Below are 22,489 nucleotides of genomic sequence, written 5' to 3'. Positions count from 1 at the left end.
CGCTTACTTTTCTTCCTGCTCGCGCATGGGCTTGAAGACGAGGCAGCTAAGCGGCGGAATGGTGATGTTGATCGAGTGATAGTGGCCGTGCAGCGCCCAGTTCTCGGACCACACGCCGCCGTCGTTGCCAACGTTGCTGCCGCCATAGAATTCGGAGTCGGTGTTCAGCACTTCCTTGTAATACGCAGGGAGCGGAACGCCGATGCGGTAGTTGTGGCGAGCGATCGGGGTGAAGTTGCAGACGATCACGACATGGTCGCCGTTCTCTCCCCAGCGAATGAATGCCAGCGAGGATGACTGCCAGTCGCTGCAATCGATCCAACTGAACCCGCGCGGTTCCGCATCGTGCATCCACAGCGACGGTTCTCCGTGATAGAGGCGGCCGAGATCTTCGAAGAAGCGCTCGATGCCCTGGCGGTTTTCGTGGCCGGCTTCGTGCCAATCGAGGCTGCGGTCAAACTTCCATTCCTGGCCCTGGGCGAATTCGCAGCCCTGGAAGACAAGGTTCTTTCCGGGGTGCGTCCACATGTAGGAAAGGAACAGGCGGTAGTTGGCGAATTTCTGCCAATCATCGCCGGGCATCTTGGATAGCAGCGAGCCCTTGCCGTGTACGACTTCATCGTGGCTGATCGGCAGGATGAAGTTCTCTGTGTACGCGTAGATCATCGAGAACGTCAGGTCGTTGTGGTGGTAGCTACGGTGGATGGGGTCTTTGCTGATGTAGCGCAACGAATCGTTCATCCAGCCCATGTTCCACTTGAACGTGAACCCGAGGCCGCCAACGTACGTCGGGCGGGAAACCGCTGGGAACGATGTGGATTCCTCGGCGACGGTGAACGCGCCGGGGAATTGGCCATGGACTTCTTCGTTCAGGCGGCGCAGGAAATCGATCGCCTCGAGGTTCTCGCGTCCGCCGAACTTGTTCGGAACCCACTCGCCTTCCTTGCGGCTGTAGTCGAGGTACAGCATCGACGCGACAGCGTCCACACGCAGGCCGTCGATGTGGTACTCCTCAAGCCAGAACAGCGCGTTGCTGATCAGGAAGTTGGCGACTTCGTTGCGGCCGTAGTTGAAGATCAACGTACCCCAGTCGCGGTGCTCTCCCAGGCGGGGGTCGGCGTGTTCGTAAAGGGCCGAACCGTCGAACTGGCGAAGGCCGTGATCATCCTTCGGGAAGTGCGCGGGAACCCAATCGACCAGGATACCGATTCCGTTCTGGTGCAGCAGGTCGATCATGTACTTGAAGTCATCGGGATCACCGAAACGGCTGGTCGGCGCGAAGTAGCCGGTGACCTGGTAACCCCAGGAGCCGTCGAAGGGATGCTCGGCGAGGGGCATGAACTCGACGTAGTTGAAATTGTAGCGCTTGCAGTGATCGACCAGCTTCGGCGCCATGTCTCGATAGGACAAGAAGCCATCCGGATCGTCCGGGCTGCGCATCCATGACCCGAGGTGGACTTCGTAAATCATCATTGGGGACTTCAGCGGATCGCGCTCTTTGCGCTCGGTCATCCAGCCGGAATCGCCCCACTTGTGCTTGCCGAGTTGCCAGACGATGCCGGCGGTTTCCGGGCGGCGCTGCGTGTAGAACGCGAACGGATCGAGCTTCAGCTTGATGTCGCCGGAAGCCGTCTTGATCTCGAACTTGTACATCTCGCCCTCGCCCAGCCCGGGAACAAATAGCTCCCAGATTCCGGACGAGCCCATGCTGCGCATCGGGCACAGGCGGCCGTCCCAGCGATTGAAGTCGCCGATGATGCTGACGCGGCGGGCGTTCGGAGCCCACACGGCGAAGGACACGCCCTTGACGCCATCGACGGTGCGAACGTGAGCGCCGAGCTTCTCGAACAGGCGCCAGTGCCGGCCTTCGCCGACGTAGTACAGGTCCATCTCGCCGAGAGTCGGCATGAAGCGATACGGGTCCTCGCGGATCCAATCGTTCCCGTCGGAGAACTGGAATCGATAGCGATAGGCGGCGGGGACAGCGTCCTCGGCCAGGAAGACCTCGAAGACACCGCCATCGTGAATGCGGGTCATCTCGTGGGACTTCTTCCGGCCGTCGATGATCAAATCGACGCCGACGGCGTCCGGGTGGAAGGCGCGGAAGACGAAGCCTTCCTTGCCCTTCGGGCCCTTTCCTGGGTGGACGCCCAGAATGTGATGGGGATCGCCGTGCTCAAGATTGGCGAGCGCCTGGAGTGCCGTCTGGTCGATGGTGCTCATGCTGAGTCCTCGAATTGGGGTCTTTGCGGTCGTTCGAGGGAAATCATGGGGGAGCCCCCCGGGACGGATAAAGGGAGAAATCGCCCTAAGGTGGAGCGGTTTGGTAAAAGGAATTACTGAAATCGAAGGGAGGGCGGCCGGTGGCTACTCTCTATCGCCGCCTTCGGCATCGCGGCGACCGCGGGGTTTTTCCGTGTAGCGGATGATCTTCCAGCCTTTGTGGGTCTTCTTCAGCATGTAGTTGACGATCTTTGGCCAGACGCGCCCGTCGATATTGTCTTCACGCTCGGCGATGATCTTAGCGACGTTTCCGCTGACCTTCTCCTCGAGCACCTTGGTGATGGTCTGCGTGCGTGTGTGCCCCTTCTCTTCGCGGTAGGTCTGGTGCCGGCGGGCGATGTAGTCGTTCAACGTGAGCTGGCCGGTCACTTCGGCATCCAGGCAGCGATACTCGGTGGCAAAATCGTGCGCGTTCCAGGCCTCTGCGTAGGCGCGGGCCACTTGGGCGGGGGTTGCATTCTCGAGTTCATCGGGCGACACCGTCTTAGGGCGATTGACGGCCGCTGCGCTTTCCTCCGAATCGAAGTCGGCGCTGGTGGAACGATAGTCCTGGCGGCGGAAGATGTACTCGACGCGACCCAGCAAATCGAGCGGATCGAAGGGCTTGGCGACATACTCGTCCACGCCGAGGCCCTTGGCCCAGTAAGTGTCCGGGCGATCGTCGTCGGACCCCACGGCGGACAGAACAACGATCGGAACGGTGCGAAGGCGCTGGTGCTTCTTGAGGCGCTTGATAACTTCGAGGCCGGAAACCTTGGGCATCATGAGATCGCAGATGATCATATCCGGGCGGTCGTCTTCCGCCATGCGCAGACCGTCTTCACCGCTCTCGGCAGTGCGAATCTTGTAGCCCTTGGTCTTGAGAACGCTCCGGACAACTTCCAGGACGTCTCGTTCGTCGTCGATCACCAGGATGTGTTTCATGGTTTACCAGTCACAACCGTTCACCCGGCAGAGCCGGGAGTACTCGTTTATAATTCGCGAGAACCTGCTCTCTCCCCCCGGACACGTCAACCGTGAAGTCAACGAAGTGTCGAGAGTAGCCGTGCAAGAGGCCTTCGTCGTGCACAACTATGCATTGACAGCCATCAATTCGTTCAAAACGGACATCACTTCATCAAACTGGGTGCGTGACTCAAAGCCAATTGTGAAAATGTCGAGGAATGGCGATTCTGTGGCAGACAGGAGGCCGAGATGGCGCTTCGCCTCCGTCGAGTCGCCGGGTATCTGCTGGAGGCCGGCAGCGAAGATCTTCATGCCGATCACGCCCTTGCCGGATGCCTTCATACTGGTGAGCACATCCTTGACAGCACTGACGTTACGCGTGTCCATGTTGTGCCCCCAGGGATTAATCCGAGCCAGGTCGACGTCCACCCAGGGCTCCTCCGCGGCGACCTTGAGCTCGTGGAAGCCATGGCAACTGGTCCCGTGAGACCGAATCAGGCCCTCTTCCTTCATCTTCGCCAACTCGTCCATCGCCCCGCGGCACTGAACATTCCAGTCCCCGCGCACATCGCCGATGCCTACGTGATGGAGCAGGACGGTATCCAGATGATCGGTGCCGAGTTCGCGGAGGAAACGCTCGACGCATTGGCGGACGTAGATGTCGTCTGCGATGTTCGGATCTCCGGAAACACGCCCGCGCCAGTCGCGATCCATATTAATCTTGGTCATGAGCATAATTTCGTCGCGATCAATCGTCCCGCCCCCCGACTTCAGGGCCTTGGACACAAGCCCGTGCGAACCGTACTGGTCGGCGGCCTCGAAGAATCGCACGCCGCGATCGTATCCGTACTCCAGCAGATCGACGAGCCCCTGGCCGAGACGGACCTGAACGGAGGATCCGCCAAAGCCGTTGGTGCCGGTCCCCATGCCGAGGATCGTCGTCTCGATACCCGTGGCGCCGACCTTTGCGCGGGGCAGAACGAAGTCGGTGGCCGAAGCGACGGCGGACTCCGACTCGCCCCACAGGCAACCGGTTGTCGTGGCCGCCAGCGCGCCGGCCAGGGTCAGCTTGATGAAGTCGCGCCGAGTGAATTGGATGCTTCTGTCAGTGCCCATGATTTGTGGTCCCCCGAAAGAGTACCTGGAGCATGCCGAATCGTGGATTCGTGGTCAAGTCGGTTGCTGATCTGTGGAGCTTCCGGGTTGTGTCCCGGGAGCCTGCGCGGCACGTTCGCCCCAACGGACCACAGAAGAGGAGATCACCATGCAAGTCAGCCGAGGCGAGTTGAATGTGTATGCGACGAATGTCCCGCACAGCGTGGCGTTCTATTCGCAGGTGTTCGGGTTCGAGCCATTCTCCGACAACTACATGGGTGCCGGGGATGGCGAGAAGTGGCAGCGGCTGCGATCCGGCGACATTGTCTTGAACGTTTTCCAGGCAGAAACGGACGATCAGGCGCCGCCTCCGGGCTTCGCACCATCACTGTCGGCGGACCTGTTGATAGACGATCTGGATGAACTGGTTCGGCGACTCGAGGAGTTCGGAACACGCATGAGCGAACCCGCCGAGTTTCCCGGCGGGCGCTATATTCACTTTATGGATCCGGATGGGATTGCGTGGGAAGCGATCGAGATGGGGACGGAGGCGGTGCCCCCTCCCCCACCCGAGGAGAGCTAAGCCCTGAGCATGCGCTTCTTGATCAGATGATCGACTGAGAGCCGGCCGGGCCCCATCAGGGCGAGCGCTGCAAATCCCATCAGGTAGAGCATCGGGAATTCGACCTTCGAGAAGAAGGGATCCCCATTCGCCAGGTGGACGAGGAAACCCGCCACGAACATCGTAATCATGAGAGGAATCGCGGCGAATCGAGTGGCGATTCCGAAGAAGACGAGGATCGAGCAGAAGAACTCGGCCCCCACGGCGAGAGCAAGGGAGGCGGCGCTGCCGATCCCCAAGGGATCTGAGAACGAGTCCATCTTATCGTTGAAGTTGAGCAGTTTTCCAAGTCCATGCCCGCCGAACATCATGCCGGCGAAAAAGACTCTCAGCAAGAGCAGACCAACATCATTCAGGGCCTGCTGAGTGCGGGTGTTGAAAATCCCCTCCCAGGTCTTTACCATTCCACGTTTCATTGCTGATCTCCGATCTCTGATTACTTGAGGCTCGCAAGGTGCTCGGCCAGACGGCGGCCGATGCCTTCGGCGCGATCACGCAATTGCGCGTCCTTTAAGTCCTCGCCCTCGAACTGCTGGTGTGCGCTGGAGACCGTGACGTAGTCTGCCAGCACGGTGACGCGAATGTTCTGCAATATATCGCGAAGATGGAACATGCCCCGCAGACCACCCAATGCACTGGGGGACGCGGACATGAGCGCCGCGGTCTTTCCGGCGTAGGCGGAGACCATGGGCTCGTCGGCAGTTTCTTTGCGCGACGTCCAATCGATCGCGTTCTTCAGAACGGCGGTGATCGAGCTGTTGTACTCGGGCGAGGCGATGAGCAGGCCGTCGTGCTGGGCGATCAACGTCTTCAGGGCTTTTGCTTCGGGCAACATGCCCTTCTCGGCTTCGAGATCTTCATCGAAAAGCGGCAATGGATAGTCGCGCAGATTGACGTCGGTGACTTCGGCACCTGCCGCTTCGGCACCGCGCGCTCCGATCTGAGCCAGACGCGTATTGAACGATTCGCGGCGCAGACTGCCTGAGATTACTAGGATTTTTGGGTGATTTGCCATGTCTTTCAGTTTCCTTATTCGTCTCTCGTACTCTTTCATTGTGGAATGGGAATCAATTACTGTGCCTGATCCGTCGCACGACCAGGCGAATTGGAGCGGCGCAACGTCGCAAGGCGTCGCAGTGGACGTCGCGAAGATGCGTCTGAGGCGGTTCTCGCATTGTGCAATCAAGTTTACACGATTGATTCCAAAAGACTTAGAGGCCTGGCCCGGCAATGTCCGAGAGTGGCACAAACCCTGTAATTAGATAGGGCGCCGAAAGGGAGAAATCCCGGAGGCGAGAAAATGACAACTCACGATGATTTCCATAGGAGGTACGATCATGAGAATGTGGGATGCTTTTGAAGGGCTCGATGTCCTTCGCCGTGAACTGGACCGCGTGTTCGAAGATTCGGGACTGCCGCGCGCAGGAAAGTCGATGCCGCGGTTCGCGTTCCTGCCCGGACGCGCCGCGCGGGGTTACCCGCTGGTGAACCTGGACGAGAATGCCGACGCGATCGTTATCGAAGCGCTGGCGCCGGGGCTTGACCCGGAATCGCTCGAGATTTCGGTGGTCGGCGATCAACTGACGATCTCCGGCGAGAAGCCGGGCTTGGGCGAGAAGGTGCAGTCCGAATCCTATCACCGGAGCGAGCGCTCCGCCGGTCGATTTGTCCGGACGATCGAGTTGCCCGCCGCAGTGAATCAGAACTCCGCGAAGGCGGAGTACAAGAACGGCCTGCTGCTGGTGACGCTGCCGAAGGCGGAAGAGGCCAAGCCGAAGAAGATCGCGGTCAGCGTGACCTGATGCAAACCGCTCGAACGACAACCAACGACTCGCAAACGACGACATGGAGGTATAGAAAGATGGCTGAGAAGACGATTCCCGAAACCCGGCAGAGTGTTGAAGCGGAAACGGCAGAAACCCGTGAAAGGGGTCGCTACCTGGTCCCGCCGGTTGATATCTACGAAACGGAACACGAACTGGTGGTCGTGGCAGACATGCCCGGCGTTGCGAAGGAAGACGTGAACGTCCACGTGGACGACGGCATTCTGACGCTCGAGGGTCGCAGCAAGCATGCGCTCGAAGGCGAGCCGCGCTTCCGCGAGTACACGCTGCAGAACTTCTATCGCCAGTTCCAGTTGGGCGAGCAGATCGACCAGGAGAAGATCAACGCCTCGCTGAAGAACGGCGTGCTGACGATCGCGCTGCCGAAGGCCGAGAAGGCCAAGCCGAAGCAAATTGCGGTCACGGTGGCGTAGGGAGAATGGCCCAATTCGAGAACCGCCATCCCAGGACCGAGCATCGCGACGCCCTGGGATGGCACGCTGAAAACCGCGCTCTTGCTGAGCCTGGAGATACGAGTTCGAGTACCGCTGCGCTGAGTGAGAGTACGAGTACGGCTCTGCATTGCGGATAATAGACCTTCAGGGGGGATCCGATGGACATTAACAAGCTGACCCAGAAATCGCAGGAGGCGTTGGCAGCCGCGCAGAGCCTGGCCGTGGAACGCGGCCATCAAGAGGTGGATTGCGAGCATCTGCTGCTGGCGCTGATGGGGCAGGAAGAAGGTCTGGTGCCGCGGCTTCTGGCTCGGATGGATGTCCAGCGGGATGGATTGCTGAACGCCACGGAAGGCGTGCTTGATACGCGGCCGCGCGTTAGCGGTCCGGGGATGGACCCGAGCAGCATTCGCATTACGCAGCGTCTATCAAAGGTTCTGTTGTCGGCCGAAAAGGAAGCCAAGCGGCTGAAGGACGAATACGTCTCCGTCGAGCACCTGCTTATGGGCCTGATGGACGACGACAAGGCCGGAAAGCTGCTCGGCCAGTTTGGTGCGACTCGCGATCGGTTCCTTTCAGCGTTGACCGACGTCCGCGGAAGCCAGCGCGTCCAAAGCGCCAACCCCGAAGCGACGTACGAGGCGCTGGATCGTTACGGGCGCGACCTGGTGAAAGCCGCCCGCGACGGGAAGCTCGATCCAGTGATCGGTCGCGATGCGGAGATCCGTCGCGTCGTGCGCATTCTGTCGCGAAAGACGAAGAACAATCCGGTGCTGATCGGAGAGCCCGGCGTCGGCAAGACGGCGATCGTCGAAGGACTGGCGCATCGCATCGTACGCGGCGATGTTCCGGAAGGCCTGAAGGACAAGACGGTATTCTCGCTCGACATGGGCGCGCTGGTTGCCGGTGCAAAGTTCCGCGGCGAGTTTGAAGAGCGCCTGAAGGCCGTCCTGAATGAAGTGAAGGAAAGCGACGGGCGAATCCTGCTCTTCATCGACGAGTTGCACACGATCGTCGGCGCGGGCAAGGCCGAGGGCTCGATGGATGCCGGCAACATGCTGAAGCCGATGTTGGCTCGCGGCGAATTGCACTGCATCGGCGCAACGACGCTCGACGAATATCGCAAGCATATCGAGAAGGATGCGGCCCTGGAGCGACGCTTCCAGCCGGTGCTGGTGGAACAGCCGACGGTCGAAGATACCATCTCGATTCTGCGCGGCCTGCGCGAGCGCTTCGAGGTACACCACGGCGTGCGCATTCAGGATAACGCGATCGTCGCCGCGTCAACGCTGAGCCATCGCTACATCACCGATCGATTCCTGCCGGATAAGGCGATCGACCTGGTCGATGAAGCATGCGCCATGATCCGCACGGAAATCGATTCGATGCCGGCAGAGTTGGATGCTGCTTCACGTCGCGTGATGCAGTTGGAAATCGAAGAGGCAGCGCTCAGGAAGGAAAAGGACAAGGCGAGCAAGGAACGCCTGAAGGCGCTGCAGAAGGAACTGCAGGACGTTCGCGGCCAGGCGGACGCGCTGCGCTCGCAGTATGAGGTCGAGAAGCAGGCAATCCAGAAAGTGCAGGCTCTGCGCGAGAAGATTGAGAACGTGCGGATCGAGATCGAGAAAGCCGAACGCGCTTACGATCTCAATCGCGCGGCCGAATTGCAGCACGGCGAACTCCCGAAACTGGAGGCGCAACTCCACGAAGAGGAGGAGCAACTTGATCGGACCCACGATGGCGCAGCATTACTGCGCGAAGAGGTCACGGAAGAGGAAATCGCCGAGACCATCAGTCGCTGGACGGGCATTCCCGTAACGCGCCTGGTCGAGGGTGAACGCGAGAAATTGCTGAAGCTCGATAGCGTTTTGCACGAACGCGTCGTCGGCCAGGATGAAGCCGTGCAACTTGTGTGCGACGCGGTGATTCGTGCACGCGCCGGTATCAAGGACCCACGCCGTCCGATTGGCAGCTTCATCTTCCTCGGCCCGACCGGCGTGGGGAAGACGGAACTTGCGAAGACGCTGGCCGAAGCGCTGTTCGATACGGAAGACAACATGGTCCGCATCGACATGTCGGAGTATATGGAGAAGCACGCCGTGGCGCGGCTGATCGGTGCGCCTCCGGGGTATGTCGGCTACGAAGAAGGCGGTCAGTTGACGGAGGCCATTCGCCGCAAACCCTACTCGGTGATTCTGTTCGATGAGATCGAGAAGGCACACCACGATGTGTTCAACGTGTTGCTACAGATTCTCGACGACGGGCGTCTGACCGACAGCCAGGGACGCGTGGTGAACTTCAAGAACACCGTCGTGATCATGACAAGCAACATCGGTGCGACGCACCTGATGGATGGCATCACGGAGAACGGCGAGATCAAGGAAGGGGCGCGCGATGCCGTCATGCGCGACCTGCGGGCGAACTTCCGTCCGGAGTTCCTGAACCGTGTGGATGACGTGGTGCTCTTCAAGCCACTGCTCCTGAGCGAAATCGAGCGCATTGTCGATCTGATGGTTGCCGAGTTGCGGAAACGTCTCGCCGATCGCCGCATCGGGCTGGAACTGACGGAAACGGCTCGCGCGTTCATCGCGGAGGCCGGTTACGATCCGGTCTACGGCGCCCGACCGCTGCGGCGTTACCTGCAGCGCGAACTCGAGACGCGGATCGGCCGGGCCCTGATCGCGGGCCAGGTGGCCGATGGCGCGACGTTGCGGGTGGATGCTCCAGCCGGTGAACTGGACATCCAGATCGATGCTCCGCCCGAAGTCCGACGGCCGTAGTTTCAGAAAAGGGCAGACGAGCAGGGGCGCCGCGCTGAGCAATCACTCAGCGCGGCGTATCGTTTGATTCCAATGAAGAAATCCCGATCTCCTCCGTAGAAGTTAGGATGATGCAGTCCAACGCTTTCTGTGTGGAGAATCGACTATGGTTCGACAAGTCCTTATGCTGACATTGGGGATTGGGGTTTTTCTGTTGGTCGCGACGGCGGCTCAGGCCCAAGACGATGCGCCGGCGCTCGCAGGCCATTGGGAGGGCGCCGTCGAAGTGCCCGGGATGGAACTCAAGTCCATGCTGGATTTTGAGTACGAGGACGATGCCTGGACGGGGACGATCGATATCCCGGCTCAGAACGCCAAGGATCTTCCCCTGGCGAATATCTCCTTCGATGATGGAAAAGCCGTTTTCTCAATCGAAGGCGTTCCCGGCGATCCGACGTTTGAAGGCAAAATCGCTGAGAATGGCGAATCGATGTCCGGCGATTTCACGCAGGGCGGGCAGACGTTTCCGTTCTCGCTGACGAAGGGCGAGAACAGAGTTGCCAAGGCACAGGAAGCCCTCGATGGCTTCGACGATGTCGTGACCCAGGCGCTGGAAGATTTCAATGCTCCGGGAATCGGAATCGGTGTCGTCGTCGATGGAGAACTGATCATCGCGAAGGGCTATGGCCTGCGAGACATCGATGGCGAGTTGCCGGTGACGGAAGAGACACTCTTCCCGATCGGTTCCTCGACGAAGGCCTTCACGGCTTTCACGATGGCGACACTCGTGGACGATGGCGATGTCGACTGGGATGCGCCTGTTGCCCAGTACATCCCTGGATTCAAGTTGTACGACGAATACGCGACGGCGCACATCACGCCGCGCGATTTGCTGACGCATCGCAGCGGCCTGCCTCGCCACGATCTGATGTGGTACAACAAGCAGGACATCCCGCGCAAAGAGATGGTGCGTCGGCTGCGCTTCCTGGAGCCGAACAAGGAACTGCGTGAAGTGTGGCAGTATAACAACCTGATGTTCATGACTGCCGGCTACGTGATCGAGCAGGTTACGGGGCAGACGTGGGAAGAGGCCGTCCGTGAACGCGTGCTCGATCCGCTTGGGATGAAGGCGACGAATTTCTCGGTCAAGGAAACGCAGGCGCGCGATAATCACGCAACGCCATACATCGAAGATGACGATGAACTGAAGTCCGTGGCCTATCGTCCGATCGACGTGATGGGACCGGCCGGATCGATCAATTCGAATGTCGTCGAGATGGCGAATTGGCTGAGAGTCTTGCTTGGGTCAGGCAAATTCAATGATGAGACGATCCTCCCCGTGACTGAGTTCAGTGAACTCATCTCGCAGCAGATGGTTATTTCTGGGGCTCCACAGGAATCGTGGGCATCTCCGAGCTCCTACGCGATGGGCTGGTTCACTGACACGTACGCAGGGCACTATCGCGTGTCGCACGGCGGAAACATCGATGGCTTCTCGGCACTCGTCACGTTCTATCCGAACGACGATCTCGGCATCGTTGCTCTATCGAACAAGAACGCCGATCCGCTACCGGAATTGCTGTCGCGCGAGATCGCCGACTGCGTGCTGAAGATCGAATCGAAGAAATGGCTGAAGGAAGCGCTGAAGAATCGCGAGAAGTTTAAGGACATCGTGAAGGAAGCCGAGGAGCGCAAAGACGAGTTCCGGGTTCCGGATACAGACCCCTCGCATTCGATGACGGAATACGCCGGGGAATACATGCACCCGGGCTACGGGACGATCGAGATCGACGAGAAGGACGGCGCCCTGCAGATGATCATGAATGGCATGACGATGCCGCTGGAGCACTGGCACTACGATGTGTTCCAGGTCGCGGAAGTGCCCGACGAGTTGATTCCGGAAGGACTGAAGGTGCAGTTCCGAACCAGCGTCCGCGGCAGCGTCTCAGGGCTGGCGGCGGAACTCGAGCCGATGGTCTCGGCCATCCAATTCGAGAAGCAGGCGGACAGTAGCATGTCCGATCCGGATTACCTGAAGCGACTGACGGGCGAGTATGAACTGGCGGGACAAACGTTCACTGTTTCGCTGAAGAACGATCACATCACTCTGTATGTGCCCGGACAGCCCGAGTACGTCCTGCAACCGATCGAGAACAACGAGTTCAGTATCGAAGAAGCAACGGGCTTCAGCGTGAAGTTCACGCTCCCCGAAGAAGGCTCTGCGACGGAAGTCACGTTCATTCAACCGAACGGCGTGTTTACAGCGGAGAGGAAAGAGAAGGACAAAGACGAGGAGTAGTGGCTAGTGATGAGGAATATTGGGTGACTGAGTGGCGTTTGCTCAGTCACCCATTTCATTTTGTGGGCTCATCCGCGAACAGCGCGTGCGCGAACTGCTCGGGATCGAAATCGCGAAGGTCTTCGGCCTGCTCGCCGACGCCGATCAGCGTGACGGGGATCTTAAACATATCAAGCAGTGTGATCAGGATGCCGCCCTTTGCCGTGCCATCGAGCTTTGTCATGACCAGGCCACTGATATCGACGGCGGCCTTGAAGGTCTTCACCTGCTGAATCACGTTCTGTCCTGTGGTTGCATCGATTACCAGCAACGTCTCGTGCGGCGCGCCGGGGAGTTGCTTGTCGATCACGCGATCGATCTTGCCGAGTTCGGCCATCAGGGTCGACTTCGTGTGCAGGCGCCCGGCGGTGTCGATGAAGACGACGTCCATCTCCCGCGTTTTTGCTTTGTTCATCGCATCGAAACACAGTGCCGCGGCGTCGCTGTTCGGAGCGGCCTTCACGAATTCGCAACCAATGCGCCGTGCCCATTCTTCGAGTTGCTCGACGGCAGCAGCACGGAAGGTGTCGCCGGCAACAAGCATCGTCTTCAGACCGACGTCGGTGCAGCGCTTTGCCATCTTCGCAATCGTCGTCGTTTTTCCAACACCGTTCACGCCAACGATCATCACGACGTAGGGACCTTCCTCCGGGCGCTTCGGTTCAAAACCGGTCGAGCCGGAGATGATCAGATCCTGAATGGCTTCTTTGAAAACATCGAGAATGACGGTGGATTCCTTCGAACCCTCCTTGTCGCGCGACCGCATGGCGGCCCGCATGCGATCGATGATCTTCTGAGTTGTTTCGACGGCAACGTCGCTCTGGATCAGAATCGCTTCGATCTCTTCGATCGTTTCTTCATCCAGCTTGCCGGAAAGGCCGACGACACTGCGGACGCGATCATAGAGGCCCTTGCGCGTCTTGCCGAGGCGGCTGGAGAGGCGCTTGAACCAGGAGGCTTTTTCCTCGGACGCAGCGGCGGCGGGGACTTCTTCCTCCGCCGGCTCCTCGGGTGCCTCCGGCTCTTTGGCGATAGACTCTTCGGCCTCGGGGGCCTCTGCCGGAGCCTCCTTCCGACCAAACCAGCGACCGAACACGCCGCGCTTCTCGGGCTCAGCGGTCTCCTCCGGGACTTCCTCCGCGGACTCGGCCTCCGGCACCTCGATGGGTTGCAGTGTCTCACCCACCGGCGCTTCCTGATCCACGGGCGCCTCTGCGGCGGAGACGACGCCTTCGGTCTCCTCCTCAGGGGCTTCGACGTGCTTCAGGTCGAATAAGCGGCTGAAAAAGCCCGGTTTTTTGCGTTTTTCCTCGCTCAAGGGGACCTCTCTTGTGGTCGGAATGACTGGCTTCCCGGCAAGCGGGCTTGCACATTACGTTCCCGAGGATTCGAGGTTCAATGAGAGGATTCGTCGGATTCGGCCATCAGCCGCCCGCGGGCGATTTCCACGGCGTCGGCCGAGGCGTCGCAGCCCCAGGCGCGGCGGCCATGGCGGATGGCGGCGAGCAGCGTGGTGCCACTGCCGCAGAAGAAGTCTCCGACAAGGTCGCCCGGCCGGGTGTGGACCTTGACCAGCCACTCCAGCAGAGCCAGCGGCTTCTGCGTCGGCCAGCCGGTCCATTCCTTGGCGTGATTCGGCGGACGATTGATGTCGAGCACGTCGCCGCTGACCTTTCCGCGGTCATCGAAGAGGTGGGCGCGCTTCTTTGCAATCACGGCGTCGTACGGCACGCGCGCTTCGTCGTCGTTGAAGAGGGGATGTCGACCGGCCGCGTACCAGAGGATGGTATCGTGCTTTCGCCCGTACCGATTCTTTGTCCCACCGCCGGAGCGATAGGACCAGATGATTTCGTTGATGAAGCGCTTTGCGCCAAAGATCTCGTCGCAACGCACCTTCATGTAATGCACGGCGCGCCAGTCGAGATGGAGGAACAAGGATCCTCGGTCGTTGAGGAGAGGCTTCATGGCGGCGATTCGTTCGCCCAGGTAATCGACGTAGCTGCCGATGTCTCGCCGCCAAGTGTCGGCGAAGTCGCCAGCCTCCTTGCCCTTCCATTTCTTACCGGTGAAGAAGGGCGGATCGAGGTAGATCATTGTGAAGCTGCCCGGCTGGTGCTCGGCAGCGGCGGCAAGGGCGTCAGAATGCTCGATCTGGAAGTCGCTCATTCTTCTTCGGCCTCTTCGACTCGCTGGCGGGCCTTCTCGCGCTCGAGGACCTCGTGCAGGCGCGGCTCAAGAGACTCGATATCGCGAAGGAACTCTGCCGCTTCTTCATCCGACACGTCCAGGGATGAATAGCAGGCACGGGAAAAGAGCGGATCGAGTTGGGGCACGGTATCCTCTCCGGCAAGGAGGCGCTGGGCAAGGCGGGTGAAGTACACGCGCACCGTCTCGCCGTCGTCACGCCCCCAACCAGCGCGCCCCATCGATGTCGCAAAGCGCCGGAACGCCGCCAGGACGCGGCCCCGGGCATCGCTGGATTCCTCAAGCTCGACTTCTTCATCGTCCTCGGGAATGCGCGCGGAACGGCGTTCGAAAGCCTTCAACTCGCCCTCGCCGAATTCCTGGCTGCCGCGCCGCCGCGAACGCAACTTGCGGTCGATCCATGCGATCGTTCCAAGAGTTGCGATGATTAGGATCACCATCATGATCGCGTCCCAGTAGACATCGGAGTAGCTCACCGGTCCGATGGGCGACACGCCCTGGCGCGGGGACCCTTTGAAGACGAGCTCCCGGGTCTTGCCGCGCAATGCCCAGGCGAGGACTCCCCATGATGCGAGCCCAATGACCCACGGGATCAAGATCGCCACAATGGATTCGCGGGCAACATCTCGCGCCGGTGCGCCCGGCCCGGTGCCATGTTCGTCGAGGCGCGAGTGGAGGTACTCCGCGCGGAAGGCAATGAGTAACGCGAGAATCCAGACTGCCGTGATGGCAAAAGGCGGAAGGGGCGGGGAGAGAATGCCAAGGGTGACGAGGAGGCCGCTCGTTGCGTAAACGCGGCCGCTCTGCACCGGGCCGATCGCCAGCAATCCGGTGAATACCAGCAAAGCGGCGCACGCGTGATCCACGCCTTTGATTCCGAACAGCACGGGGATCAACATCGCGCCAACGTGCGCCAGGAACATGGCGAAACGTTCCTTGTAGTGCATCTGCGCGAAGATCTCGAACAGAACGGGGGCGAACAATCGGCTGAGGTACAACGCGAGGACGAGCAATGCGCTCCAGATGCAGGCGAAAAGCAGCCCTTCCCCACCGCGCGCCCAGAAGGCCGCAAACAAGGACAGCACACCCGCCGCGCCGGTGGCGACCAGCCGCACGATGTCCCATTGTTCCGCTCCGAGAACGCCAGTCGGCGCCTCGGCGTCAGAATCCGACCAACTCCGCATCATTGCCGAAGTAACTCCTGTCAAGTCCCTGGACGAGCGCCTGCTCGAGGGTTCGGGCCTTCGTCACAACATGGACGCGGGCCCCAAGTAACGTGAGGAACTCTACCGTCTCCTCCATGCTCATGGCCTCGAGGTGACGGGTTTCCTGCTCCTGGTAAATCTTTACGAACGCTCGATCGTCGATGAGCACGATCAGCGGGAGGATTTTGCGCTGGCGCATCGCCGCGATCAGCGGCGCCACGGCATTGGGATCAATCGTGGTGGCACCGAGCACAAGAACCGCCGTGCCGCCCGGCGCGACAAACGGAAGATACCGGCGCACGGATCCAGCGAAATCCGCTTCTCCGGAGGAACGCAGGAAGGCCAGCCGATCCAGCACCACGATCAGGTGACGCGTGCCGCTGCCGGGCGGGATGTGCTCGGTCTTCTCGCCGATAGCGAAGACCTGGACGGCATGCGTCTTCTCAATGGCGCGCTTGGCCAGGCTGGCGGTGGCCTTGATGCCGTACTCCACTGATGTCTGGTCTCCAAGGCCAGTCAGACCCATGCGGCCCAGATCGAGGAAGAAGGTCACCTGCGTGCTGCGCTCCTCCTGGAACTCCTTCACCATCAAATTTCCGGTTCGAGCCGTCGAGCGCCAGTGGATCGCGCTGGGAGAGTCGCCGATGCGGTACTCCCGCAGGCCGATGAATTCCTCGCTCTGGCCGGCGCGCGGCATCGTCTCAACACCCACGTGGCGGAGCGTTCCCTCCCCCAGCACCTCGGTCATTCGCAGGTCCACGGCGGTCGGATAGACGAGCAGTTCGGTGAATTCTTCGAGCGTGACCGTCCGGCGGAACAGGCCCAGATCGTCCCAGGCGATCAGACGCACCGGGCCGACGACGTACAGATCGCGGTGATGAACGCACTCGCCCCAATAGTGGATGGTCACGCGGAAGTCGCCGACGAGAGGGCGCTCGATCAGGTGGGGCACGCGCGCGGCGCCAGGTGTGAAGTGATCCTCCACCAGAACGAGCGACTGCGGAACGGTGCCTCCGCTTTCGACGTCCAGCTCAACGGGGACGAATTGGCCCTCGAAGGCCCGGGGCGTGTGGCGCCGCGTAACGCGAACCGAGCGCAGCAGTGTGGCCGCCTGCCAGACGCTGCGCCCGAGCACCAGTCCCGCCACGATCCCCACAAAGAGGAGCTGGGGATTCCGCAGGACGATCCCCGTGTACAGACCAAAAGAAAAGGCCAGCAGCAGAAGGTTCCGGGGCGTCATGAAGCGCAGCGTGCGGGAGTCGGTCATGGCGGGGAATTCTGGGGGGGAAAGGCCGGTTGGCGCAATGGAATGGATGGAAAGAATGAGGCCACGGGCATAAATCGCCCGATAGGAATCTGCCGGCCCGTTCGGCCGGTGCTGCTCGATCGAATCCGAGATTCGCCCAACCCCACCAATGTCAATGATCCGCGATTTTGGCGGGTGTGGACAAATTCCGGAAATAGTCAAAAGAGGGGAAAAACTAGCAAAAACTCACGATTCAGACGATAAAGTGTTTACTATCAGCATTCCATGTTGAGAAATAGGCTCCGTTTGTGGCCCTGCGTCCCTCATTATTCGGCTGAGGATCAGACACCCAAATCGGCTGGATTCAAGGCTTCGGAGATGCGCCTGGGGAAAAAGAAACGGCCTTGGTTTTTACCTTGACCGACACAACATCTGGTAGGCAGATTCGCGCTTGGCACTAGCAATAGTGCTTCGTTGCCACAAGATACTCACCGTGTATCCACACGTTATCGACACGTTTTCCACAGAGTTTTTCACAGGTGGGGCCGTCTTTATATGCCCCTTGGGGAAACGTGTCTCTTGCTCGCGAGTTTTTCCCAACTTTTGGGCAACATTCGCGAAAAGTCAGGCTGGCGGGAAACTCTACCGCGAGCCTTTTGCCGGAACTGCGCAAAAGTCCGGCCACCGATAGAAGAGCTTTCTCGGGGGTAACACAATGAAAATCAGTCGCCGATTCACGAGGACCGGTCAGGATCCCTATGCCGGTATCCCGTTCAAGTCGGCCTCCTCCCGAATCGTCAATCCGGACGGTTCGGTGGTGTTCGAGGCCAAGGACGTTCAGGTCCCGGAGCACTGGAGCCAGATCGCCGTAGATATCATGGCGCAGAAGTACTTCCGCAAGGCGGGCGTCCCGGTGGCGACGCGGCCCGTCTCGGAGAAGGACGTCCCGACCTGGCTGCAGCGCCACGTGCCGGACGACAAGCGCCTGGCGGACCTGCCCGCCAACCAGCACACGGCTGGCGAGAACGACACTCGCGCCGTGTTCCACCGTCTGGCGGGCTGCTGGACGTATTGGGGCTGGAAGCACGGCTACTTCGACACCGAAGAAGATGCCCGCGCGTACTACGATGAGAACTGCCACATGCTGGCGAAGCAGATGGCGGCTCCGAACAGCCCGCAGTGGTTCAACACGGGCCTGCACTGGGCCTACGGCATCACAGGACCGGCGCAGGGACATCACTACGTCGATCCGAAGTCCAGCAAGTCCATGCGCAGCAAGTCGGCCTACGAACGGCCTCAGCCGCACGCATGCTTCATCCAGTCCGTTTCCGACGATCTGGTGAACGAAGGCGGCATTATGGATCTGTGGACGCGCGAGGCGCGCGTCTTCAAGTACGGCAGCGGCACGGGAAGTAACTTCTCGAAGCTGCGCGCCGAGGGCGAGGCGCTCTCCGGCGGCGGCAAGTCCAGCGGCCTGATGAGTTTCCTGAAAATCGGCGACCGCGCAGCCGGCGCCATCAAGAGCGGCGGCACGACGCGGCGCGCGGCAAAGATGGTCGTTCTCGACGTCGATCATCCGGACATCGAGCAGTTCGTGAACTGGAAGGTTCACGAGGAGCAGAAGGTGGCCGCGCTGGTCCTGGGGTCGAAGCTGTGCCGCAAGCACCTGAACGAAATCATGACGTCTTGCCACGAGCCGGGCGATGCGAGCCTGAACGGCAATCGTTTCGATCCGCGCGCGAACCAGCGTCTGAAGAAGGCGGCGCGCGAAGCGGCTCGCGCGGGCGTTCCCCAGAATTACATCCAGCGCGTGATCCAACTGGCCCGCCAGGGCTATAAGGGCATCGAATTCGACGAATACGATACCGACTGGAACAGCGAAGCGTACTACACGGTCAGCGGCCAGAACTCGAACAACTCGGTGCGCGTGACGAATGCGTTCCTGCAGGCCGTCGACAGCGACAGCGATTGGAACCTGGTCGAGCGCGTGAAGGGCGAGCCCCGCAAGACGCTGAAGGCGCGCGAATTGTGGCAGCAGATTGCCTACGCGGCGTGGAGTTGCGCGGATCCGGGCCTGCAGTACGACACGACGATCAACGAATGGCACACGTGCCCGAACAGCGGCCGGATCAACGCCAGCAACCCGTGCAGCGAATACATGTTCCTGGACGACACGGCGTGCAACCTCGCGTCGCTGAACCTGATGAAATTCATCGATGAGAAAACGGGACGTTTCCGCATCGAGGACTTCCGTCATGCCTGCCGAATCTGGACGATCACGCTGGAGATCAGCGTGCTGATGGCGCAGTTCCCGAGCAAGCGCATCGCGGAGTTGAGCTACGAGTTCCGCACGCTCGGCCTGGGCTACGCGAACCTCGGCACGCTGCTGATGGTGCTGGGCATTCCGTACAACAGCCCCGAGGCCACGGCGATCTGCGGCGCGGTGACGGCGCTGATGACGGGCGTTTCGTATGCCGCCAGCGCCGAGATGGCCGGCGAAATGGGGACGTTCCCGGGCTACGAGAAGAATCGCGATGCGATGTTGCGCGTGATTCGCAACCATCGTCGCGCCGCGCACAGCGCGCCGGCAGCGGACTACGAAGGCCTCACGATCAAGCCGATGGCGATCGATCCGGAGTATTGCCCCGCGGACCTGCTGGATTCGGCTCGCAAGGCTTGGGATGAGGCGCTGCGGCTCGGCGAAGAGCACGGCTATCGCAATGCGCAGACGACGGTGATCGCACCAACCGGAACGATCGGTCTGCTGATGGATTGCGATACGACCGGCATCGAGCCGGACTTCGCGCTGGTGAAGTTCAAGAAGCTGGCCGGCGGCGGCTACTTCAAGATCATCAACCAGAGCGTGCCCCGCGCGCTGACGCGGCTGGGCTACTCGGAGGAGCAGGCCAAGCGCATCATCGATTACGCGCGTGGAACGTTGACGCTGGAAGGCGCGCCGCATGTCAACCCGGCGGCGCTGCGCGAGAAGGGCTTCACCGCCGAGATGATCGATGCGGTGGAGAAGCAGGCGGCGAGCGCGTTCGAGTTGGGCTTCATTTTCAACAAGTGGACGCTCGGCGAAGAGAATTGCCGCCACCACCTGGGCTTCACCGACGAGCAGTTGAACGATTGGTCCTTCAACATGCTCGAGGCGTTGGGCTTCACGCGCGAAGAGATCGACGAAGCAAACGATTACGTCTGCGGCCGGATGACGATCGAAGGCGCGCCGGATCTGAAGGAAGAGCATCTGGCCGTGTTCGACTGCGCGAACAAGTGCGGCAAGTACGGCAAGCGCTTCCTGGATTACCCGTCGCACATTCGAATGATGGCCGCGGCCCAGCCGTTCATCAGCGGCGCGATCAGCAAGACGATCAACATGCCGAACGATGCGCTGGTCGAAGACATCGGCGACGCGTACATGATGTCGTGGAAGCTGATGCTTAAAGCCAACGCGCTCTATCGCGACGGCTCGAAGCTGAGCCAACCTTTGAGCTCGGTTTCCGATCTGATGGAAGACCTGGACGATGAAGAAGAAATCGAAGAGGCGGTTCGGACAGTCGAGATTCCGAAGATTGCCGAACGCGTTGTGCATCGCTACCTGTCGCGACGCCGGCGCATGCCTCTGAGACGCAGCGGCTATACGCAGAAGGCCACCATCGGCCCGCATAAGGTGTACTTGCGCACCGGCGAGTACGAAGACGGGACGCTGGGCGAGATCTTCATCGACATGCACAAGGAAGGCGCGGCGTTCCGCTCGCTGATGAACTGCTTCGCCATCGCCGTGTCGCTGGGTCTGCAGCACGGTGTGCCGCTGGAGAAATTCGTGAACGCGTTTGTGTTCACGCGATTCGAACCGAGTGGATCGGTGCGGGGAAATCCGTACATCAAACGCTCCACATCAATCATCGACTACATTTTCCGCGAGTTGGCGATCAGCTATCTGAATCGCTACGACCTCGCCCATGTTTCGCCGGAAGAGCTGCGGCACGATGCGCTGCAGAACGAAGCGGCGGAATACGACGACGAGGAAGTAGTGAGCGAACGGATCGTCGACGCGCGGGAGTCCCAAAAACTCCGCGGCCAGCGGCACCGTCCACCCCGTAGCGAACACATGCTCCCGTTCCCGCCCGAGGTAAAGACGGCCGCAAGCTCCGAGACGCCCGTTTCCCGCTCCGGTTCTGGTTCCGGTTCCGGCAGCTCTTCGGGTGCCGCGGCCGCGGATACTGTCGCACCGTCCCCGCGCCTTGCTCCGGCTCCAGCTCCTGCACCTGCACCTGCTACTGCCACAGCGACCATCACCCGCGAGGAGCAAGTACGTATCGCCCGGCTGAAAGGCTACGAAGGCGACCCGTGCCCGAACTGCTACTCGTTCACTCTCGTGCGTAACGGTACCTGTCTCAAGTGCGACACCTGCGGTGGGACAACGGGGTGCAGTTGACGAGAATTCCGCTCCGATAGAGGTTTCTCGCCGACTCCACTTCACCAAACCCCGGCGGAAGGAAGACAGGCCTTGCGCCGGGGTTTTTGTATTCAGCCTGGCGGGCGCATCCGACTGGCGAGTGTTTCCGATTTACACCGCCGAATTGCAGATACATTCTTTCCTTCAACCACTCGTCTGCAGTTCGTCAGGTTGGAGGAATGAAACGCCATGTCGGATGCTTTCCAGTACGACGTCTTCATCAGCCACAGCTCACAGGACAAATCAATCGTTCGCCCCCTGGCAGAGCGCCTTCGGGATGATGGCTTGAGTGTGTGGTTTGACGAATGGGAGATCGGTCTGGCGGATAGCATTCCATCCAAGATCGAGCATGGGCTGGAGCATTCGCGGGTTCTGATATTCTGTATGTCGGCCAACGCGTTTGGGTCGGATTGGGCTCGATTAGAATCCTATACGTTTCGCTTCCGTGATCCACTGAACAAGGAACGGCGATTCATCCCGCTACGACTCGACGATGCGCCGATCAAGGGGTCATTGGGGCAATTTCTGTATGCTGATTGGCGCAGTGCGAACCGCGAAGAGGAATACATGCGCCTCGCCAATGCCTGCCGCCCGCCATCGGCTGGACGGGGCGCGTGGGGTGCATCGATCGAAGATGAGCCCGCTGTCGAATTGCGATCTCTGGGGCACACGGAACCCGTCTGGAGCGTCTCGTGGAGCCCTGATGGACGCCGCGCCATTTCCGGCTCCGTTGACAACACCATCCGCCTTTGGGATGTCGACTCGGGCCGCTGCCTCCGCGTCATGGAAGGCCACACGGAACGCGTCGGGAGCGTCTCGTGGAGCCCTGATGGACGCCGCGCCATTTCCGGCTCCGTTGACAACACCATCCGCCTTTGGGATGTCGACTCGGGCCGCTGCCTCCGCGTCATGGAAGGCCACACGGAACGCGTCGGGAGCGTCTCGTGGAGCCCTGATGGACGCCGCGCCATTTCCGGCTCCGTTGACAACACCATCCGCCTTTGGGATGTCGACTCGGGCCGCTGCCTCCGCGTCATGGAAGGCCACACGGAAC

The 22,489-nt window shown here is 60.5% G+C and carries 16 protein-coding genes; 7 read left to right on the top strand and 9 right to left on the bottom strand.

Annotated features, from left to right (window positions below; all coding sequences use genetic code 11):
• Window positions 1–3 precede the first annotated feature (3 nt).
• From glgB to KQI84_04690, 3 genes are all read right to left on the bottom strand, one after another.
• A complete protein-coding gene (glgB, locus tag KQI84_04700) occupies window positions 4–2,223 on the bottom strand; it encodes a 1,4-alpha-glucan branching protein GlgB (GenBank protein ID MCB2154162.1) in 2,220 nt (739 codons plus the stop codon).
• Between the two features lie 144 nt (window positions 2,224–2,367).
• On the bottom strand, window positions 2,368–3,207 hold the full coding sequence (locus KQI84_04695) for a response regulator (protein MCB2154161.1): 840 nt from the start codon (window positions 3,205–3,207) through the stop codon (window positions 2,368–2,370).
• Between the two features lie 147 nt (window positions 3,208–3,354).
• Window positions 3,355–4,344 carry an aldo/keto reductase gene (locus tag KQI84_04690; GenBank protein MCB2154160.1) on the bottom strand — a complete coding sequence of 330 codons (990 nt, stop codon included), beginning with the start codon at window positions 4,342–4,344 and terminating at the stop codon, window positions 3,355–3,357.
• Between the two features lie 148 nt (window positions 4,345–4,492).
• Here KQI84_04690 and KQI84_04685 point away from each other — a divergent pair, with 148 nt between their 5' ends.
• The gene (locus KQI84_04685) at window positions 4,493–4,906 is read left to right on the top strand and encodes a VOC family protein (protein ID MCB2154159.1); all 414 of its coding nucleotides are present in this window, start codon (window positions 4,493–4,495) and stop codon (window positions 4,904–4,906) included.
• Here the strand turns inward: KQI84_04685 and KQI84_04680 are convergent.
• Together KQI84_04680 and KQI84_04675 are read right to left on the bottom strand one after the other, a co-directional pair.
• Complete coding sequence (locus KQI84_04680) at window positions 4,903–5,349, bottom strand: DoxX family protein (GenBank protein MCB2154158.1); 447 nt, start codon at window positions 5,347–5,349, stop codon at window positions 4,903–4,905. The two genes, KQI84_04685 and KQI84_04680, sit on opposite strands and share 4 nt — an antisense overlap.
• Before the next feature lie 32 nt (window positions 5,350–5,381).
• Window positions 5,382–5,960 (bottom strand): NAD(P)H-dependent oxidoreductase, encoded by a 579-nt coding sequence (locus tag KQI84_04675; GenBank protein ID MCB2154157.1) that lies wholly within the window; start codon window positions 5,958–5,960, stop codon window positions 5,382–5,384.
• 322 nt (window positions 5,961–6,282) lie between these two features.
• Here KQI84_04675 and KQI84_04670 point away from each other — a divergent pair, with 322 nt between their 5' ends.
• The 4 genes from KQI84_04670 to KQI84_04655 all read left to right on the top strand — a co-directional run bounded on the left by KQI84_04670 (window position 6,283) and on the right by KQI84_04655 (window position 12,281).
• Entirely contained in the window at window positions 6,283–6,747 is a 465-nt protein-coding gene (locus KQI84_04670; protein ID MCB2154156.1) for an Hsp20/alpha crystallin family protein, read from the top strand.
• A 59-nt stretch (window positions 6,748–6,806) separates the two neighbouring features.
• On the top strand, window positions 6,807–7,202 hold the full coding sequence (locus KQI84_04665; GenBank protein ID MCB2154155.1) for an Hsp20/alpha crystallin family protein: 396 nt from the start codon (window positions 6,807–6,809) through the stop codon (window positions 7,200–7,202).
• Between the two features lie 179 nt (window positions 7,203–7,381).
• Window positions 7,382–10,003, top strand: a complete 2,622-nt coding sequence (clpB, locus tag KQI84_04660; GenBank protein ID MCB2154154.1) for an ATP-dependent chaperone ClpB — start codon at window positions 7,382–7,384, stop codon at window positions 10,001–10,003.
• Between the two features lie 145 nt (window positions 10,004–10,148).
• Window positions 10,149–12,281, top strand: coding sequence for a serine hydrolase (locus KQI84_04655; protein MCB2154153.1), 2,133 nt, complete (start codon window positions 10,149–10,151; stop codon window positions 12,279–12,281).
• Between the two features lie 55 nt (window positions 12,282–12,336).
• On the opposite strand, the gene ftsY is transcribed toward KQI84_04655, so the two are convergent.
• The 4 genes from ftsY to KQI84_04635 all read right to left on the bottom strand — a co-directional run bounded on the left by ftsY (window position 12,337) and on the right by KQI84_04635 (window position 16,997).
• The gene (ftsY, locus tag KQI84_04650) at window positions 12,337–13,353 is read right to left on the bottom strand and encodes a signal recognition particle-docking protein FtsY (protein ID MCB2154152.1); all 1,017 of its coding nucleotides are present in this window, start codon (window positions 13,351–13,353) and stop codon (window positions 12,337–12,339) included.
• Window positions 13,354–13,715: 362 nt separating this feature from the next.
• A complete protein-coding gene (locus tag KQI84_04645) occupies window positions 13,716–14,486 on the bottom strand; it encodes a site-specific DNA-methyltransferase (GenBank protein MCB2154151.1) in 771 nt (256 codons plus the stop codon).
• Window positions 14,483–15,712 carry a hypothetical protein gene (locus KQI84_04640; GenBank protein MCB2154150.1) on the bottom strand — a complete coding sequence of 410 codons (1,230 nt, stop codon included), beginning with the start codon at window positions 15,710–15,712 and terminating at the stop codon, window positions 14,483–14,485. Before KQI84_04640 ends, KQI84_04645 begins: the two co-directional genes overlap by 4 nt.
• Window positions 15,687–16,997 carry a DUF58 domain-containing protein gene (locus tag KQI84_04635; protein ID MCB2154149.1) on the bottom strand — a complete coding sequence of 437 codons (1,311 nt, stop codon included), beginning with the start codon at window positions 16,995–16,997 and terminating at the stop codon, window positions 15,687–15,689. The genes KQI84_04640 and KQI84_04635 overlap by 26 nt, the downstream gene beginning before the upstream one ends.
• 694 nt (window positions 16,998–17,691) lie before the next feature.
• Between KQI84_04635 and KQI84_04630 the strand changes: the two genes are divergently transcribed.
• Window positions 17,692–21,414: a vitamin B12-dependent ribonucleotide reductase gene (locus KQI84_04630; protein ID MCB2154148.1), complete on the top strand. Its 3,723-nt coding sequence runs from the start codon at window positions 17,692–17,694 to the stop codon at window positions 21,412–21,414.
• Between the two features lie 210 nt (window positions 21,415–21,624).
• The coding region (locus KQI84_04625; protein ID MCB2154147.1) for a TIR domain-containing protein at window positions 21,625–22,489 on the top strand (865 nt) is incomplete at its 3' end.

This window comes from bacterium (assembly GCA_020444065.1).
GTDB lineage: Bacteria > Sumerlaeota > Sumerlaeia > SLMS01 > JAHLLQ01 > JAHLLQ01.
The sequence above is the reverse complement of the archived record's forward strand: the minus strand, read 5'-3'. Positions and strand labels throughout refer to the sequence as shown.